The 20,206-nt window shown below is 42.6% G+C and carries 16 protein-coding genes; 15 read left to right on the top strand and 1 reads right to left on the bottom strand.

Annotated elements, in window-relative coordinates; all coding sequences use genetic code 11:
- Positions 1-25: 25 nt before the first annotated feature.
- Positions 26-1,381, bottom strand: coding sequence for a sodium-dependent transporter (locus tag NQ488_14115; protein UWN95656.1), 1,356 nt, complete (start codon positions 1,379-1,381; stop codon positions 26-28).
- Between the two features lie 142 nt (positions 1,382-1,523).
- On the opposite strand from NQ488_14115, the gene NQ488_14110 reads away from it, so the two are divergent.
- The 15 genes from NQ488_14110 to NQ488_14040 all read left to right on the top strand — a co-directional run bounded on the left by NQ488_14110 (position 1,524) and on the right by NQ488_14040 (position 20,027).
- Positions 1,524-2,690 carry an SAM-dependent methyltransferase gene (locus NQ488_14110; protein ID UWN95655.1) on the top strand — a complete coding sequence of 389 codons (1,167 nt, stop codon included), beginning with the start codon at positions 1,524-1,526 and terminating at the stop codon, positions 2,688-2,690.
- 22 nt (positions 2,691-2,712) lie between these two features.
- Positions 2,713-4,581, top strand: a complete 1,869-nt coding sequence (locus NQ488_14105; GenBank protein UWN95654.1) for an AAA family ATPase — start codon at positions 2,713-2,715, stop codon at positions 4,579-4,581.
- Between the two features lie 2 nt (positions 4,582-4,583).
- Entirely contained in the window at positions 4,584-5,540 is a 957-nt protein-coding gene (locus NQ488_14100; GenBank protein UWN95653.1) for an exonuclease domain-containing protein, read from the top strand.
- A gap of 80 nt (positions 5,541-5,620) precedes the next feature.
- The gene (locus NQ488_14095) at positions 5,621-6,532 is read left to right on the top strand and encodes a hypothetical protein (protein UWN95652.1); all 912 of its coding nucleotides are present in this window, start codon (positions 5,621-5,623) and stop codon (positions 6,530-6,532) included.
- 199 nt (positions 6,533-6,731) lie between these two features.
- Complete coding sequence (locus NQ488_14090; GenBank protein ID UWN95651.1) at positions 6,732-7,427, top strand: NUDIX hydrolase; 696 nt, start codon at positions 6,732-6,734, stop codon at positions 7,425-7,427.
- Positions 7,408-7,995 (top strand): flavin reductase family protein, encoded by a 588-nt coding sequence (locus tag NQ488_14085; GenBank protein UWN95650.1) that lies wholly within the window; start codon positions 7,408-7,410, stop codon positions 7,993-7,995. Before NQ488_14090 ends, NQ488_14085 begins: the two co-directional genes overlap by 20 nt.
- A gap of 57 nt (positions 7,996-8,052) precedes the next feature.
- Positions 8,053-10,011 (top strand): diguanylate cyclase, encoded by a 1,959-nt coding sequence (locus NQ488_14080; GenBank protein UWN95649.1) that lies wholly within the window; start codon positions 8,053-8,055, stop codon positions 10,009-10,011.
- Between the two features lie 137 nt (positions 10,012-10,148).
- Positions 10,149-11,681 (top strand): peptidoglycan DD-metalloendopeptidase family protein, encoded by a 1,533-nt coding sequence (locus tag NQ488_14075; protein ID UWN95648.1) that lies wholly within the window; start codon positions 10,149-10,151, stop codon positions 11,679-11,681.
- Between the two features lie 146 nt (positions 11,682-11,827).
- Entirely contained in the window at positions 11,828-13,120 is a 1,293-nt protein-coding gene (locus tag NQ488_14070) for a UDP-N-acetylglucosamine 1-carboxyvinyltransferase (protein ID UWN95647.1), read from the top strand.
- Between the two features lie 151 nt (positions 13,121-13,271).
- Complete coding sequence (locus NQ488_14065) at positions 13,272-14,789, top strand: HAMP domain-containing histidine kinase (GenBank protein UWN95646.1); 1,518 nt, start codon at positions 13,272-13,274, stop codon at positions 14,787-14,789.
- Positions 14,782-15,474 carry a response regulator transcription factor gene (locus NQ488_14060; GenBank protein ID UWN95645.1) on the top strand — a complete coding sequence of 231 codons (693 nt, stop codon included), beginning with the start codon at positions 14,782-14,784 and terminating at the stop codon, positions 15,472-15,474. Before NQ488_14065 ends, NQ488_14060 begins: the two co-directional genes overlap by 8 nt.
- Positions 15,475-15,476: 2 nt before the next feature.
- Positions 15,477-16,130: an RNA pseudouridine synthase gene (locus NQ488_14055; protein ID UWN95644.1), complete on the top strand. Its 654-nt coding sequence runs from the start codon at positions 15,477-15,479 to the stop codon at positions 16,128-16,130.
- Between the two features lie 77 nt (positions 16,131-16,207).
- Complete coding sequence (locus NQ488_14050) at positions 16,208-17,308, top strand: AI-2E family transporter (protein ID UWN95643.1); 1,101 nt, start codon at positions 16,208-16,210, stop codon at positions 17,306-17,308.
- An 11-nt stretch (positions 17,309-17,319) separates the two neighbouring features.
- Positions 17,320-18,753 (top strand): proline--tRNA ligase, encoded by a 1,434-nt coding sequence (gene proS / locus NQ488_14045; protein ID UWN95642.1) that lies wholly within the window; start codon positions 17,320-17,322, stop codon positions 18,751-18,753.
- Positions 18,753-20,027: a CCA tRNA nucleotidyltransferase gene (locus NQ488_14040; GenBank protein ID UWN95641.1), complete on the top strand. Its 1,275-nt coding sequence runs from the start codon at positions 18,753-18,755 to the stop codon at positions 20,025-20,027. The genes proS and NQ488_14040 overlap by 1 nt, the downstream gene beginning before the upstream one ends.
- Positions 20,028-20,206: the final 179 nt, after the last annotated feature.

Genomic DNA, 20,206 nt, shown 5'->3' with positions numbered 1-20,206 from the left:
CCTTGTGAGCATCCCTTCGATGATATTACATCGTAAACAGACCAAACTGTGAAAGTGTATAAGTTATAAGAATGATTATAAGAAGTACCGGAGCTACATACTTAATCATGACTCCATAGAGCTTCTTACGTCCGAACTTCTCACCGTTACGTGTTACCTCATCAGTGATGACCTTAGGACCGAGAATCCATCCTGCAAGGATTGCCGTACAGAGTGCCACGAATGGCATCAGCAGGCTGTTACTGATGTAGTCGAAGAATGTAAGGAAATCCATTCCGAGAATTGTAATGTTGGACCATGCGCCGTTGCCAAGTGAAGAAGGCACGCCGAGGATAATTGCAATAATGATGCAGATTGCACATGACTTGTTGCGTGACAGACGGAACTTGTCCATTATTGCGGATACAATAGCTTCCATGATTGAAACAGAGCTTGTAAGTGCCGCAAATAAAACAAGTGCAAAGAACAAAAATCCTATAAGCTCACCCTTAGGCATCTGGTCGAATACCTTAGGAAGTGTAATGAACATAAGGCCCGCTCCGCTTGACTTAAGTCCTGCCTCACCGCTGAATATATACACGGCAGGTATGATAAGAAGTCCAGCAAGAAGAGATATTATAGTATCGAATATCTCAATCTGGTTAACAGACTTAGAGAGACTTATCTCGTCCTTTGTATATGAACCGTAAGTTATCATGATACCCATTGCAAGACTCATTGAGTAGAACATCTGCCCCATCGCTGCACAGATTGTCTTGAAAGAAAACTTGCCAAAATCAGGCACAAGGTAATACTTAAGCCCTTCCATTGAACCCGGAAGCGTAAGAGTATATATTGCAATTCCTGCTGTGAGAAGTACAAGTAAAGGCATAAGGAACTTGCTGACATTCTCAATACCCTTCTCTACGCCTGCCATAACAATAAGGGTGGTGAAGATAAGAAATACCATGAAGAAAAACAGTGGTGAGAATGTATCTCCCGTAAATGCCTGAAAATATCCGTCAGAAGCTGCCGGCTTGCCGAGTCCCTGCGCAAATGTTGTAACGTACTTTGTTACCCATCCACCGATTACACAGTAATATGGAAGAATAATTACAGGTACAATTGATGCTATTATTCCAAGGAATCCAAAACGCTTGTCAAGCTTGCTATAAGCGGTTATAGGGCTTGACTTTGTCTTGCGTCCAATAGCAATCTCTGTTGTCATAAGTGCAAAACCAAATGTAAGTGCAAGTATGATGTAGACAAGGATGAATATGCCTCCGCCATACTGTGCGGCAAGATATGGGAAACGCCACAGATTACCAAGACCGACAGCACTTCCGGCTGCAGCGAGGACGAATCCTAATCCGCCTGTAAAACTACCTCTTTTCTGTTCCATTACTAAAACCCTCCATAAATTTAAAAATAACCAATATATTATATCATATATGCAGAAAAAATGATAATATATATATTTGGTATATTTTGATTTATAATTATGAAAGTATATTTGTACACATTTGAAAGGCAGAGAAGTAATAATGGCAGAGGAAGTTAGAGATTATATAGAAAAAATATTTGCAAAGAATCCACTCAAAATTGTAGTGAGCAAGGCAGTGTCGAAAGATGTCAGATACCGCAAAATTACGGTGGTACGCAAGGAAAAGGGATATCAGATAGAGAGACTTACACAAAAGCAGGCATTCCATGAGAATGTATCTGCGTGGGATGAGCAGAAGCTTATAGATATGTGTGCGGGATGGCTCGGAACCGGATACGGACAGCTCAATGCATGGACAGACGGGGAGGAATGTTCTGTCATGGTATCTAAAAAGGGTACGGCATCAATGGTGTGTAAGCGCACAACACAGTTCAACCCACAGAAGATTGCAGCGGGACATAACAGGAAGAAGGAATACATTTTTAATGAGGGCGATATAATCGAGCCGATGATAGATATGGGTATTCTGACATCTGAGGGAAAGGTTGTCCGTACCATGTATGACAAGTTCAAGCAGATTAACAGATTTGCACAGATTATAGATGATGTCATTAAGGATAAAGGATACAGGAACCTTAATATAATTGATTTTGGCTGCGGTAAGTCATATCTTACATTTATTCTTTATTACTACTTCACAGAAGTAAAGCACATGAATGTAACGATGACCGGACTTGACCTTAAGGAGGACGTGATTAAACACTGTAACGAGGCCGCGGCAAAGTATGGTTATGACGGGCTGCATTTTGAAGTTGGTGACATAAACGGTTATCACAGCGATAAGCCTGTGGACATGGTAATTACGCTTCATGCGTGTGATACGGCAACGGATTATGCGTTGTATAATGCTGTATACTGGAATGCAAAGATGATTTTCTCGGTTCCTTGCTGCCAGCATGAACTTAACGGTCAGATAGAGAGTGATAATTATTCGGTACTTACAAGATATGGTCTCATAAAAGAGAGAACGGCAGCACTTATGACAGATGCAATAAGGGCGGAGCTTCTTGAGTACTGTGGATACAGGACACAGGTCATGGAATTTGTTGACTTTGCGCATACGCCTAAGAATCTGCTTATAAGAGCCGAAAAGACAGGGACAAAGCGTAAGCAGTCCCTTGACGAGGTGACAAGACTTATGGAGGAATTCCATCTGTCACCTACCCTGTATAAGCTTATGCTTGAGGGATGTATGATTAAGGACTGATTGAAGAAATGGGGACACAGGCATGAGAATAGGATATCTTCATATTAAGAATTTCAAATCCATAAAAGATCTTGAACTTACAGATATCGACGACGCACTTATACTTGTAGGACGCAATAATTCCGGTAAGAGCAATGTGCTTGACGCGGTACGCGCGGTTGCCGGTGATTATTCTGTAAGTGCTGAAGATTTTCATGAAGATGTAGGCAATATTGTTATAGATGTCAGGCTTGAGATTAATGAGGATGACCTTGAATATCTTCATGATAATGGCATTGTGAGCAATTATAAGCATTATGATCTGTGGCAGAAAGACTTTTGCGAGAAGCTTCCGTCATATTGCGGCGGCATTCTTGAATTCCAGTATGTGTACAGAAGAGATGGCGCTGTAAGATACCGGGACGGTGTTAAGAAGAATAATCCATTTATAAAGATGGTTATGCCTAAGATATATTATGTGGACCATGGGCGCAACAAGACGGATATGCTTGAGGATATCAATCTTCTGTATGGCAATAATGCGATTGCAGAACTGGATACGTCAAGATGCATATTTGATTCGGCAAAAAAATGCAACCAGTGCTTCAGCTGCATAGGCTATATTAATCAGAAAAAACCGGACGAGCTTACTCTTGCGGAGACTTCAAGACTTATGCAGCATAAGCTGTTCAATATCAATCTGAATGCCCTTGCTGATAAGCTTAACCGTAATTTTGTCAAGAATGGTGCGATTGCGGAGAAGGTAAGATATGAGATTGATTTTGATGCCGCAAGACAGCTTAAGATTAATACAATTATCAATAATGATGCGAGAGGCTTAGAGGCGGATATCCAGTCATATGGCGAGGGACTTAAGAGCATATATATTCTTTCACTGCTTGAAACATATGTAGAGACGGATAATATTGCACCATACATAATTATAATAGAAGAGCCGGAGCTGTTTCTTCATCCGCAGCTTCAGAAAGCGGCAGGCGAAATAATGTACAGGCTGTCGAGGAAGAATCAGATAATGTTCTGTACACATGCGCCGGTTATGCTGTTTAACTTTACAACAAAGCAGATACATCAGGTTATAACTGACAGGACAGGCTCTACGATACTTAATCCGTCAACAGATATTGATAAGATTCTTGATAATCTCGGATATACTGCCAATGACCTGCTTAACGTCAGCTTTGTATTCATCGTTGAGGGCAAGCAGGACCGTAACAGGCTGCCGCTGCTCCTTAAGAAGTATTATTCGGAGATTGTTGATGAGAACGGGCATCTTAACCGCGTGGCGATTATTGCGACTAACAGCTGTACCAATATCAAGACGCATGCCAACCTCAAGTACATTAATTCACTCTACCTTAAGGATGCATTTCTGATGATAAGAGACAGCGACGGTAAGAATCCGCAGATGTTAAAGGATCAGTTATGCGGCTATTACCGGGCGAGGGAGCATGAGGATACGGGAACTATACCGAGGGTGACGGACCGCAATGTGCTTATACTCAAATATTACTCATTTGAGAATTATTTCCTTGACCCGAAGGTAATGGCGAAGATCGGTGTCATTAAGAATGAGCAGCAGTTCTATGATATTCTCTATGCAAAGTACACAGAATATCTGTATAAGCTCAAAAGCATGAGAAATATGCAGGAACGCTTTAAGATAAAGATAGACGGTCCTGAGGATATTAAGGATAATCTCGAAAAAATAAGGATTTACGTCAGGGGACATAATCTGTATGATATATTCTATGGAAGATATAAAGGGGACAAAGAACCGGATATACTTACAAAGTATATCGAAGAGGCTCCGAGAGAAACATTTGCAGACATACTTGATGCCATAGATGACTTTGTATATTTTAACAGCCACAGTGCAGATGTGAAAGGGTAATTATGAACTATATTGTTATGGATCTGGAATGGAACCAGTGTCCAAAAGGCAAAGAATTTGAGAATAAAAAGCTCCCGTTTGAGATTATCGAGATTGGGGCAGTCAAGCTGGACAGTTCATTTAATGTTGTGGGTGAATTTGACAGGCTTATCAGGCCGCAGCTATATACAAAGCTTCATCATATTGTTAAGGAACTTCTTGACGTAAGCAGTGAGGAGCTGCTTGCCGGAGGAGCATTCCCGGAGGTTATGGAGGAATTCCTTGAGTGGTGTGACGAAGATTATATGTTCTGCATATGGGGCAGCGGTGACCTTACTGAACTGCAGCGTAATATGAATTTCTTTGGTGTTGAGAATAAATTTCCGATGCCGTTCATATTCTACGATATACAAAAGTTCTACAGCATTCTTTATGAGGATGGCAAGATAAGGCGGTCACTACAGAGTGTTATCGAGGCCATGCACTTAAGCGAGACGGAAGAATTCCACAGGGCAATTAATGATGCAAGATATACGGCGCATGTAATGCAGATGATGGATATTGAAGGTGTAAAGGGATACTATTCAATCGACTGTTACAGAATTCCGTACCGCCGTTCACAGGAGATTCACGCGATGTATGACACATACGAAAAATACATCTCACGCGGCTTCAGAACAAGGGAAGGAGCGCTTGCCAATAAGGAACTTGAAGTATGCAGATGCCACAAATGCGGCAATGTATGCAAAGAGCTGATACCGTGGTTTTCCGGCAATACTAAGGTGTATTATGCACTGTATCAGTGTGGACAGCACGGATATGTCAAGACAAGAATGAGAGTCAAGCAGGCGGATAACGGCAGGTATTATGTTGTGCGTATTATCAAGGTTACGGATGAAGCAGGCGCACAGAAGATACGGCTTAAGCAGCAGGCAATACGGGATAAGCGCAAGGAGCGCAGACACCACACTGAAAATTAGTTGCTAATAAAATTAAACTATGATAAAATTTTATAGTATTTTTATAAAATTTATATTTTTACTTCAGGAGGGATAGTAAGATGGGTTTTTGTACTAAGTGTGGAAAGCCGTTAAAGGATGGCGAGATCTGCTCATGCCAGCAGCAGACACCACAGATGACCGCACCACAGGCACCAACAGGAGCAGCACCACAGATGACCGCACCACAGGCACCAACAGGAGCAGCACCACAGATGACTGCACCACAGGCACCGGCAGGAGCAGCACCACAGATGACTGCACCACAGGCACCAACAGGAGCAGCACCACAGATGTCAGCACCACAGGCACCAACGGGAGCAGCGCCACAGATGTCAGCACCGCAGGCACCTTCTTCGGCACAGATGGAGGCAGTTAAGCAGGCAGGCGCTAATGCGGCAGCTAATTACTTTGCAATATTCAAGGGCCTGATCAGTTCACCCGTTGATACAATTAATTCATACATGGCTAATGCTAATATAGTTCTTGTTGCATTCCTTATCGGTGCACAGGCTGTAGTTAATATGATCGTAAGACTTTTCCAGATGCTTATAAGCAATTCGGGTTCAAAGTACGGAAGATTGTATTCAACAGGAGCAATCTTTAAGAATATGTTCCTTGAGATTCTTCTTATTGCTGTTGCAGCGGCTGTATTTGCATTAATGATTAAGGTCCTTGTTAAGGCATTTGACAAGGCAGACATTACGTTCACGCAGGGACTTGCAGCTTATGGCATCCTTACAATATTCGGAATACCTGCCAAGGCTCTTAACTGGCTTGTAGGACTTACTTCAATCGGTTTCCTTGATCACCTTGCATCATGCATCTCATTGTTTGCATCGGTTACAGGATATGTTTTCTTATTCATGGCTATCCGTTCACTCTGCAGGAATGAGAAGAACATTCCGCTTGTTATGGGTGCATCATACGTTGTTGTAAGCTTTGTAACATGGATTGTAAGACTTATGTTCTAATATTCATTTTGGATTGAATTAACCGGCAGACGGATTATCTGCCGGTTTTTTTGGTGGAATAAATAGTAAATAAATGCTATATTTAATTGTAATGATGCCGGAATCGCGGGAGTGCGGGGCACGGAACAAGCCGCAGGCATCAGAGCCGGAGCTTTTGATTCCGACATCTTATAATGCAGTAATTTGAAAAGAGGCAGATATGACATTTCTTAGCGAAGAACAGAACAGGCAGTTTATCGGAAGCGGTGAACTTAACGAGGCGGGGCAGACGCTTCAGGAATTCCTTGAGGAATATGACCCCCGCAAGTATGATAATCCATGTAATACTGTGGATATTCTTGTGTTTACATATGCGCAGGAGCATGGTAAGAGAAGCCTTAAGAGGATTTTGCTGATAAAGAGGCGCAATCATCCGTGTATAGGCATGTGGGCTACACCGGGCGGATTTATTGAGTTCCGCGAGAGCATAGATGATGCCGCAAGAAGGGAACTTGAAGAGGAGACCGGAATTAAGAATATAGATATTGAACAGCTCAAAAGTTACGGAGTGTACGACAGGGATCCGCGGACAAGAGTAATTACAACAGCTTATGTGGCACTTGTGCCTGACGGAATGATAGAGGCACATGCCGGGGATGATGCCAAAGATGCAGAGTGGTTTGATATTGCATGGCAGAGCAGGGGCGTTAAGGAGAATAACGGAATAAGCACGGAAGAATTACAGCTTGAACTTAAGTGCAAAGATATATCAGTTGGTGCGACGGTAGTCAGGACGATGTACACAGACAGTATACTTAAGGCACCGGATTACAGGCTGATACAAAGCAATGGTCTGGCAGCAGATCATGGAGCAATAATTATGGAGGCGGTTGATTATGTCAAAGATAAGCTTTAAGCCCGGAAATATGCTGTATCCGGTCCCTGCCGTTATGGTAAGCTGTGCAAGAAAGGGTGAGAAGCCTAATATTATCACAGTAGCATGGGCGGGAACTGTCTGTTCATCACCTGCAATGCTTTCAATAGCGGTGCGTAAAGAACGTTATTCACATGCAATAATCAGCGAGACAAAGGAATTTGTTGTGAATCTTGTGACGAAGAAGCTTACATTTGCAACAGATTATTGTGGAGTTAAGTCGGGACGTGATGTTGACAAGTTTAAGGAGATGCATCTTACGCCACAGGAATCACAGAACGTAAGTGCACCGGGAATTGCTGAGAGTCCGGTTAATATCGAATGCAGGGTCGTTGACGTTAAGCCGCTTGGAAGCCATGACCTTTTTATTGCAGAGGTTGTTGGAGTTACGGTTGATGACAGTTATATGGATTCAAAGAATGTTTTCCACCTTAATGATGCCGGCCTGGTGGCTTATTCACATGGAGAGTATTATGAATTGGGGAAAAAGATTGGCAGATTCGGATATTCTGTGCAGAAAAAGAAAAAGTCAAATAAGAAGAGCAAATGAGAAACGGAAAGAATGTAAGAATTGATATAAAGCTATAACTTAGCGGGAGGCAGATGCATGAAGAATAGCAGTGGCATGACAATGCAGCAGGTGCAGGACAAAATGAATATGCTCAGGGATGTATTTACTGTTGTACGCCTCCTTGATGTAGATTCAATTGCAAAGGTGCACAGCGGTGAGGGACCGGGGGAAGAGAAGGAGAAATGCAGCTGCTACGATTACTGGCAGAAAAAAGTGCCGTGTAAGAACTGTATTTCTGCCAAATGCCTTTGTGACAAGACGCGTAAGACAAAGCTTGAACTTATCGGCTCAGACGTATATCAGGTAACAGCGGAATATCTCGAGATAGAAGGCACACCATATGTAATGGAGCTCATAGAGAAGCTTGATGACGACACGCTTATAGATTCGGATGGATGCGAGAGGCTTGTAAGCAAGCTCTCGGGATATACTGATAAGCTGTACAGGGACGCGCTTACAGGTGCATACAACAGAAGATATTATGAGGATGAAGCCAGAAAAGAGACAACCTGTGCGGGAGTTGCACTGATAGACCTTGATGATTTTAAGCTTTACAATGATACATATGGTCACAGTGCCGGAGACATGGCGCTCATCTCTGCCGCCGATGCAATAAGAAAGTGTATACGTAAGACTGACAGGCTTATCCGTTTTGGCGGCGATGAATTTATTGTAATTATTGACGGGGTGAGCAGTGCGGATTTATCAGCCAGACTCCGGCAGATACAGACTACAATACACGCTGCAAGTGTTCCCGGATATTCAAGAATACAGATGTCCGCAAGCATTGGCGGAGTTGTTGCAGCCAATGAGCCGGTAGAGAACGCATTTGACAGGGCTGATAAGCTTATGTATCAGGCTAAGATGAAAAAGAATATGGTCATAACCGAGAATGACATAATAGAAGACAGAGCGGAACCTGTTAAGAATTGCCGGGGTAATGATGACAGACCGCAGATACTTATAGTTGATGACGCACCGGTTAACAGAGAGCTGCTTGCTGACATACTTGGGGACAGATACAGAATTCTTCAGGCATCAGAAGGTGAAGAGTGTATAAATATGCTCCGCCGGTATGAGAATGATATAGCACTGGTTCTGATTGATATGATAATGCCGAAAAAAGACGGCTTTGAAGTGCTTGTATATATGAACAGGAATCACTGGATTGAGGATATACCCGTAATTATGATATCCACGGATAATTCGGATGACAATGTAAGCCGTGCTTATTCTCTTGGTGTGTCGGATTACATAAGCAGTCCGTTTGATGCAAAAGTTGTATATAACAGGGTATTCAATATAATAAAGCTCTATTCCAAGCAGAGAAGGCTCGTACAGCTTGTTACAGAACAGATTTATGAGAAGGAGAAGGATAATCAGATGATGATTGGAATCCTCAGTCACATAGTCGAATTCCGTAACGGCGAAAGCGGAAGCCATGTACTGCACATTAATAAGATTACAGGAATGCTTCTTGAAAGGCTTATCCAGAAAACTGACAAATATGACATCTCATGGCATGACAGATATCTTATAACAACAGCTTCGGCACTGCACGATATAGGCAAGATAGGAGTAGATGAAAAGATTCTTAATAAGCCGGGAAGACTTACGGCAGATGAATTTGAGATTATGAAGATGCACACCATGATTGGGGCGTCAATGCTTCACAGCCTTACCATGTATCAGGATGAGGAGCTTGTCAGGGTTGCTACTGAGATATGCAGATGGCATCATGAGCGGTATGACGGCAGGGGATATCCGGATGGTCTTAAAGGGGATGAGATTCCTATATCGGCACAGGTGGTTTCTGTTGCGGATGTATATGATGCGCTTGCCAGTGAGCGTGTGTATAAGAAAGCATTTCCACACGAAAAGGCAATAGAGATGATAATGAATGGCGAGTGCGGAACATTTAATCCGCTGCTTCTTGAATGCCTTAATGATATACAGGGCAGAATAAAGGATGAGATGGATGCCGAAAAAGCCTGAAAGCCACACAAAAATTGTACTTTTTTAAGTACAATTTGCTAAAACTTGAAAAAACCTTTACATTAAGCTGCTATAGTGCTAAGATAACAATTGTTACAAATCTATTACAAAATGTTAAAATTATGACAGGAGGAAACATGTCTAAGCTGACCAGATACAATAGAAAGATAAGACTTACACTTGTTAAGGCAATGTCACTTACATGCCTTTTCTGTCTGTTTTATATTCCTATAGCAGAAATGAAGAAGGACAGCAGTGTAGGTTACTATACAGTAGTGCTTGATGGCAATGAGATTGGTGCGGTCAATTCTGTAGATGAAGCTAATGAAGCTATGGCAGCAGCGAGAAAGCGTCTTAGCGGTGAGCACTCAGAAGTAGTTTACATGGATCCTGATTTTAAGGTATATGAAGAGTCCAGGCTCTTTGCAACAAGAATGTCAGAGCAGGATATTGAGAATGCAATATATGATAACCTTGCACCAAGCATTGTTGATGTAGATGTCAAGGAAGCTTACACAGTAAGAATAAATGACTTTACTGTTACAGTCGGAAGCAGGGATGATGTGCTTAAGCTTATGGATAAGGTTAAGTCGGGATTTGATTCCAACAATGAATTCCAGGTTAACCTTGTTGCTGACAGCAATGATTCTAACCAGTATTCAGTTGATATGGTTAAGTCAGGAATCGGAAGTAATTCAAGTGATATAGTTGCTGCCGCAATGAACGGAGCACTTTCATCAGATTCATCGGTTAAGGAAGGAAGCACAGCAGAAGGTCTCACAGAGATTTCATTCCAGCAGAACGTATCCGTATCTAAGACTACAGCAGATGAGTCACAGATAGTCAGCCTTGATGATGCTGTTGAGGCAGTTACCAAGGAGAAGGCTGAGAAGACAGTATATGAGATTGTTCCGGGAGACACGCTTTCAGGAATTGCATCTAAGAACGATATTAAGCTTTCAGAGCTTTATGATCTTAACGAAGGCGTCACAGAGGATACAAAGATTATGCCGGGTGACCAGCTTATAATCACAGTGCCTACACCTGAGCTTTCAGTAGTTACTAAGGAACGTAAGACATATGAGGAATCATACAATGCTGATGTGCAGTATGTTGATAATGATTCAATGTATCGTGGTACAAGCAATGTAATTCAGGAAGGTACTGAAGGATACAGACGTGTTACTGCTGATATCGAGTATGTTGACGGTAAGGAAAGCTCAAGAGATATTATTACACAGACTATTATTGAGGAGTCACAGCCAAAGATTATTGAGGTTGGTACACAGACACCTCCGACATACATTAAGCCTATATATGGCGGTTCATTCTCATCAGGTTTTGAGTACAGATGGGGCAGGATGCATTCAGGAATAGACTGGAGCTGCAGCCAGGGAACACCTGTAATGGCGACAGCATCCGGACGTGTAGTAAGAGCAGGATGGTATTCAGGATATGGTTACTGCGTAGATATACAGCATGCTAATGGTGTTATGTCGAGATATGGACACTTAAGTTCAATTAAAGTATCTGTAGGACAGACGGTAGATCAGTATGATGTAATTGCTTACAGCGGCAATACAGGTGACAGTACCGGACCGCATCTTCATTTTGAGATAAGGATTAATGGAACGGCAGTCAATCCGCTTAATTACGTTAACAAGTATTAATAATTGACAGAATATCTGAGACGGGACGGTATACTTAATTATCGTCCCGTTTTTTAGGCTTTTTTGGATTTAAAAACGCTATTTACAAAATAATATGATGTGATATAATTTTATAGGTTATTTTTTTGAAGATTTTTGGAGGAATCATGGAACAGTATATTATTAAAGGTGGCATGCCTCTTTGCGGAGATGTATCCATCGGTGGTGCCAAGAATGCGGCACTTGGAATCCTTGCAGCTGCAATAATGGCTGACGAGACTGTTACAATTGAGAATGTTCCTAATGTTAGAGATACACGTGCGCTGCTCCAGACATTTGAAGGCATAGGAGCTAAGGTTAAGTACGTTTACAATAATTCAGTGCAGATTAACGGTCAGAGTATTAATGATGTTATCGTTGATAATGACAGCATTAAGAAGATAAGAGCATCATATTATCTTCTCGGAGCACTTCTTGGCAAGTACAGAAGAGCTGAGGTAGCACTTCCGGGCGGATGTAATATCGGAAGCAGACCTATTGATCAGCATATTAAGGGATTTCGTGCACTTGGTGCCAATGTTGAGATTAAGGGCGGAATGGTTATCGCTGAGGCGAAGGAACTTAAGGGAAGCCATATATATCTTGATGTGGTATCGGTAGGTGCAACAATTAATATAATGCTTGCGGCATGTATGGCAGAAGGCAACACTATTATTGAGAATTCAGCTAAGGAACCGCATATTGTAGATGTAGCCAATTTCCTTAATTCTATGGGAGCTAATATTAAGGGTGCGGGAACTGATGTAATCAGGATTAAAGGTGTTAAGCATCTTAGCGGCACGACGTACTCAATTATTCCGGATCAGATTGAGGCCGGAACATTTATGTTTGCTGCTGCGGCAACCAAGGGTGATGTTACAATACGTAATGTCATTCCTAAGCATCTGGAGTCTATTTCTGCGAAGCTTATCGAGATAGGCTGTGAAGTTACAGAGTATGATGATGCGGTAAGGGTTGTCGGTCATCCTAACCTTAGAAGCACGAATGTAAAGACACTTCCTTATCCGGGATTTCCAACGGATATGCAGCCGCAGATGGCAGTTGTTCTGGCACTTGCTAATGGTTCAAGCATGGTTACTGAGAGCATTTTTGAGAACAGATTCAAGTATGTTGATGAGCTGACCAGAATGGGAGCCAGGATTAAAGTTGAGGGCAATACTGCATATATAGAGGGTGTTCCGGGGCTTACAGGTGCACAGGTTGCGTCACCTGATTTAAGAGCCGGTGCAGCGCTTGTAATTGCGGCACTTGCGGCAGATGGCATATCTATAATAGATGATATACAGTATATCCAGCGTGGATATGAGGACTTTGAGATTAAGCTCCGTTCACTGGGGGCACTTATTGAGAAAGTTGATTCGGACAGAGAGATACAGAAGTTTAAGCTCAGAGTAGGCTGATAATTTTTGTGACGCATGCGGCATGAATGCCGCATGCGTTTTTTATGATTATTTAATATCATTTTATGGTGAATCGTGATAAAATTTCTTATGATAATAAGTGTGATTTTATGGGTATATAATTAATAATTACCTGTGATGAGGATGTTATATGAAGCTTAATACCAAACTTAAGGTATCATTTGTTGTGATGTTCCTGCTTCCGATAGTATTGTGCAGTATAGTAATTACCGGAATTATGGTAATCCAGAATAAGGGCATGCAGACAAACTATGAGGTTGAGGGCGTGGAATGGGGCAGTAATCTTGCTCCGGCATCTATGTTAAGCAGAATTACCAATTCAATATATGATGAGATACGCAGAGAGGCAACGGAGAATCCGGAGAGATTCAATGACCAGAAGTATCTGCAGGAGTTATCTGCCAATGTTGAAGCCAGATTTTCTAATTTTATTCTTCGTAAGAATAATGAGATAGTATTCTCTGATGTTGGAGAATCCCAGAGTCTTACGGACGACATGCTCCCTGATTACGGAGAGGGTGACAATAATTCCGGGTACAATGTGTATTATGGTGATGAGTACCAGTGTCTTGTCAAGCAGTATGATTTTACTGATAAAGCGGGCAATTGTTACAGTGCATTTATTCTTACTGCAACTGTTAAGATTGTTCCACAGATGAAGCTTATGCTTATGGAGCTTCTGCTGGCGGTAATAATTATTCTTATTATGACGAGCCTGCTGCTCACTTTGTGGATGCACAGCTCTATAGTTAAGCCTATCATGCGTCTTAAGCTTGCGGCGCAGAATATTCAGGCGGGCAATCTGGACTTTGAACTGCCGGTAGAGTACAGTGGTGATGAGATTGCGTCACTTACCAAGGACTTTGAGGAGATGAGAATTATCCTTAAGAATAATGCCGAGGAGAAGATTAAGGCAGAATCAGAGGAAAAGGAGCTCATAAGGAATATTTCCCATGACCTTAAGACACCTCTTACAGCAATCAAGGGATATGTCGAGGGGCTGCTTGATGGTGTGGCAGACACACCGGAGAAGAGGGAGAAGTACCTTAAGACCATATATAACAGAGCTTCTGATATGGACAAGCTTATTGACGAGCTTACGATGTATTCAAGAATTGATATGAACAGGGTTCCGTATACATTTACTAAGATAGATATTAATCATTATATGGAAGACTGCTGTGAGGAGATAGGACTGGAGCTTGAGACTAAGGGCATCAGCATGGAATACCATAATTTCTCTAATGAAGAGCAGTATGTAATGATAGATATTGAGCAGATGAAGCGTGTTATCAATAATATAATAAGCAATTCTGTCAAATATATGTCTGACCGCAAGGGTATGATAAGGATAGAGCTGTTCAATGACGGAGATTATGCGCTGATACGTATTGAGGATAATGGTAAGGGAATCAGCCCGGAAGATCTTAAGCATGTATTTGAACGGTTTTTCAGGGCGGATTCGTCGCGCAATTCCAAGCAGGGCGGAAGCGGAATCGGGCTTGCGATAGTTAAGAAGGTAATAGAAGAGCACGGAGGAATGATATGGGCCGAGAGTAAGGAAGGAATCGGAACAGTTATGAATATCCGTCTTAAAAAGGTGATTAAAGATAATAATGAAAGCGAAGGAGAATCACAGAATGAGTGAGAAAGTGTTGATTGTTGAAGATGAAGAGAGTATTGCAGAACTTGAGAAGGATTATCTTGAATTGAGCGGGTTTGAGGTGACTGTTGCCAAAGATGGCGAAAGCGGGCTTAATCTTGCACTTTCACAGAATTTTAATATGATAATTCTTGATCTCATGCTTCCCGGAGTTGACGGTTTTGAGATATGCAGGCAGGTAAGAGAGCAGAAGAATACACCGATTATAATTGTATCGGCGCGCAAAGAGGATATTGATAAGATAAGGGGACTTGGACTGGGAGCCGATGACTATATGACCAAGCCATTCAGTCCAAGTGAGCTTGTGGCAAGAGTTAAGGCGCATCTTGCAAGATATCAGAGCCTTACAAGCGGTGCGCGCAGCAACAATGATATAATCGAGATCAGAGGAATTAAGATTGACAAGACTGCAAGAAGAGTATTTGTAAATGGTGAAGAGAAGGCATTTACGACGAAGGAATTCGACCTTCTGACATTCCTTGCACAGAATCCTAATCATGTATATACCAAGGATGAGCTGTTTAAGGAGATCTGGGATATGGAATCAATTGGAGATATTGCTACTGTCACAGTCCACATTAAAAAGATAAGGGAGAAAATCGAAGCTGACACATCTAATCCTCAGTATATTGAGACTATCTGGGGTGTTGGCTACAGATTCAAGATCTGATTATGAAACCGGATATTATATATGAAGATGATGGCATGATTATATGCCGTAAGCCTGCGGGAGTGCTTGCACAGGGCAGCCGCTCATTTGATGCCGATATGGTAAGCATGCTTATGACATACAGGCGTAAGAAGGGCGAGGACACATATATAGGAGTGATTAACCGGCTCGACAGGCCTGTTGAGGGACTTATGGTGTTTGCAAAGTCATCAAGGGATGCTGCAAGACTTAACAGGCTTATGCAGCAGGATACATTTAATAAGACATACATAGCTGTTGTTTGGGGCTGCATAGATGCAGTTGAGGGCACTTTGACGGATTATCTTGTAAAGGATGCCGGGAACAATACATCACATGTGGCTTCTGAGGGCGAGCCGGGTGCAAAGCGTGCAGAACTTAATTACAGGGTGATAGGAAGTCTTGATGGAATGTCGGTTGTGAGAATTCAGCTTGTAACCGGAAGGCACCACCAGATTCGTGTGCAGTTTGCATCAAGAGGTCATGCACTTGTGGGTGATGCAAAGTACGGCAGCAACAGTAATATAGCCGGGAGGCTTGTTCTTGCAAATGGACAGATTGCGCTGTGTGCATGTGCAGTGGATGTTGCAGGCAGGCATTACGAGACGGAACCGTCATTTTTGAAAATTGCTGAATAGCCGGGAGAATTGGTGGAACAATAATACCATAATGCAGATAGGTGTGGATGTTAAAGCGTCTGCATATGGTGGAGCCGGTGAACAAAGATATCAGAGACAAGTTAATACTTATTGGAGGAAGTGCCGGTATAAGCATTGCTGTATTCTTAAGCATCAGATATATTCTGCCGCTCGCAGCACCGTTTGTACTGGCGTTCTTTTTGTCAGTTCTTCTGGAGAATAAAGTGACGGCACTTGCGGATACTGCTCATGGCAGGCTGTTCCGGGGGAATAAGACGGCAGCGGCAATTGTAATTGTCACAGCTCTGACGGCGGCTGCAGCCATAGTTATCGGAGCACTTGGATATTTTGCAATATCAGAAATCAGGGGGCTTATAAGTAATTATGATTATTACTGCCGGATGTGTGATGCACATGTGTTACAGGCATGTGAGCGCATGGACGGGTGGCTTGGACTTGAGATTGGACGTATGTATGGAATGGTATGCAATGGAGTTGATTCGCTGAAGGAATCATTTGATGGTGGACGGATGGCTTCTGCCATGGGAACGTCATTTGCATATGCATCTGCAGCTATGAAGAAAATGCTTTTGTTGGCAGGTGCATTTTTCATGCTTATAATATCCACAGTGTATATGAGCCGTGACATGAACAGTTACAGGAAGTGGAAGAAAAATACAAGATTCAGGGAAGAGGCAGACGTGTTATGGAGCGCACTTGCAAGGCTTGGAAATGTGTATTTTAAGACGCAGCTTATTATAATATGCTGTACTGCGGTGGTGTGTACGACAGGGCTTCTGATTATAGGCAATCCGTATGCTGTGGTAATAGGTATCGCAATAGGTCTTCTGGATGCACTTCCGTTTTTTGGGACTGGAACGGTGCTTATTCCGTGGAGCATAATGGCAGTGCTTGGAGGCAATGTATGGCATGCGGCAGTCCTTATGACAGTATATGTGATAACGTATTTTGAGAGAGAGATTCTTGAGGCAAAGCTCATGGGTAAGGGGCTTGATATATCACCGGTAACAATGATGGCAGCGATATATATAGGTCTGCTTGTCTATGGTTTTTGGGGATTTGTACTCGGTCCGGTGTCATATTGCCTCATAAAAGGCGGAATACAGCTATTGAAATGCCATATTGAACGTGATAAAATAATTAATAAAAAACTTTAGGAGAGTGCGTAATGGCAGAGGATAAGAAGTTAGTTGAAGCAATTACCTCCATGGAAGAGGATTTTGCACAATGGTATACAGACGTTGTTAAGAAGGCAGACCTTATGTGTTATTCAAGCGTTAAGGGCTGCATGATTTTTAAACCGGACGGATATGCAATATGGGAGAACATCCAGCATGAACTTGACCGCCGTTTTAAGGCAACAGGTGTGAAGAACGTGTACATGCCTATGTTTATTCCTGAGAGCCTTCTTCAGCGTGAGAAGGATCATGTAGAGGGCTTTGCACCTGAGGTAGCATGGGTGACAGAAGGAGGACTTCAGCCGCTTCAGGAGAAGATGTGTGTAAGACCTACATCTGAGACACTTTTCTGTGATTACTATAAGAATGAGATACAGTCATACAGAGATCTTCCACAGCTTTGCAACCAGTGGTGTTCAGTTGTAAGATGGGAGAAGGAGACAAGACCGTTCCTGCGTTCAAGAGAGTTCCTGTGGCAGGAAGGACATACAGCACATGCGACAGCAGAGGAAGCTGAGGCAAGAACACAGCAGATGCTTAACCTGTATGCAGATTTCGTAGAGGAGGTTCTTGCAATTCCTGTAATAAAGGGACGTAAGACTGATAAGGAGAAGTTTGCCGGAGCAGAGGCTACATATACTATTGAGGCACTTATGCATGACGGCAAGGCGCTCCAGTCAGGTACAAGCCATAACTTCGGTGATGGATTTGCCAAGGCATTCGGTATCCAGTACACAGACAAGGATAACAAGCTTAAGTATGTTCATCAGACTTCATGGGGAATGACAACAAGACTTATCGGCGCACTTATTATGGTTCACGGTGATAACAGCGGCCTTGTGCTTCCACCAAGAATTGCACCTGTACAGGTATGTATCGTTCCTGTAATGCAGAAGAAGCCGGGTGTGCTTGATAAGGCATTTGAGATTAAGGAAGTACTTTCTAACTTCCGCGTTAAGGTTGATGACAGTGACAAGAGTCCGGGCTGGAAGTTCTCGGAGCAGGAGATGAGAGGTATTCCGCTTAGAATAGAGATGGGACCTCGTGATATAGAAGCTAATCAGGCTGTACTTGTCAGAAGAGATAACGGTGAGAAGATTACAGTTTCTCTTGATGAGATTGATGTCAGGGTTGGTGAACTTCTCGAGATAATCCAGAAGGAGATGCTTGAGAGAGCAAGAAAGCATCGTGACAGCCATACAACTGTTGCACTTAATTATGATGAATTTAAGGATGCTGTTGCCAATAAGCCGGGATTTATTAAGGCTATGTGGTGTGGCAATCAGGAATGTGAAGATAAGATTAAGGAAGAGACCACAGCAACGTCAAGATGTATGCCATTTGAGCAGGAGCATCTTTCTGATGTGTGCGTATGCTGCGGCAGACCTGCCAAGGCAATGGTATATTGGGGCAAAGCTTATTAATGACTGATTTGAATGATTTGGATTTACATAATGTAACAATTAATATTCCCACGGATGCGCAGGAGATTCTGTCTACACTTGAGGCAGACGGAAGACAGGCGTATGTCGTGGGAGGATGCGTAAGGGACAGCCTTATAGGAAGAACGCCGGGGGATTGGGATATTACAACCTCGGCGCTTCCTATGCAGGTAAAACAGCTTTTCAGACGCACTGTTGATACGGGAATCAAGCATGGAACTGTCACTGTTATGATGGGTGATACCGGATATGAAGTGACTACATACAGGATTGACGGTAATTATGCCGACGGAAGACATCCTGATTCTGTTGAGTTTTCTGCGAATCTGAGGGATGATCTCAAGAGACGCGATTTTACGATTAATGCAATGGCTTACAACAATTCTGACGGGCTTGTTGATGAGTTCAATGGAATAGGTGACCTGCAGGCCGGAATAGTGCGCTGCGTAGGTGATGCCCGTGAGAGATTTACTGAGGATGCGTTAAGAATGATGCGTGCCATAAGATTCTCGGCACAGCTTGGATTTATAATAGATGAGGATACATATTCTGCAATCGGGGCAATGGCTGACACGATAAGCAAGGTGAGCATGGAGAGAATTCACGATGAACTTGGCAAGATTCTTATGTCAGACCATCCGGATTATGTGAAGCGTCTGTGTGATACACGGCTTACACAGTATGTACTTCCGGTTATGGATTCAATACTTACAGACAGAAGATGCAACTCAACACTCACGCTTCTGATGCATGCCGGTAATAGTCCGTATCTTCGTTATGCAGCTCTTTATAATGCTGCAGATGCGGATAATGCCAATGCTGAGCTTAAGGCACTTAAGCTTGATAATAATACGATTAATACTGTTACCAAGATAGTGCGTCTGTCTAAGACATCAATAGACGAGACAGAACCGGCGGTAAGGGAAGCGATTCACATGTACGGAAGAGATTTCCTGCCACTGCTTATGCGGCATCAGACAAGCGTTATAGCAGCTAAGGAAGAGACAACAGGTATCATGATGACAGCAGCCAGAAAGCACGTTGAGGTCATAAACAGACTTTATGAAGAGATAATAAAGCGTGGCGACTGTATCTCAATAAAAGATCTTGACATTAGCGGAAGTGACCTTATGGAGCTTGGAATGAGCGGCCCAAGAATAGGAGAGACGCTTAACAGCATGCTTCATATTGTTATGGAGAATCCCAAGCTTAATGATAAGGAGACGCTCATTGCAATGCTTGGAACTCTTGAATAGGCGGACATTGGAATAAAATAAGACTTAGGCGGAAAGCTTGCCGCGGTAACGGCTGTGCGGGTTTAAGTCTTTTTTAATTGGATTTTAAGAAGCCTTATGAGCTGAAAAAAGCAAAGTGACACATATCCTGATATCAGACATGGAATCAAGCTTTTAAATAGATTTATAGAGGGGAAATA

The organism is [Bacteroides] pectinophilus, from assembly GCA_025146925.1.
Classification (GTDB): domain Bacteria; phylum Bacillota; class Clostridia; order Lachnospirales; family Lachnospiraceae; genus Bacteroides_F; species Bacteroides_F pectinophilus.
This window is presented reverse-complemented; position numbering and strand designations above follow the sequence as displayed.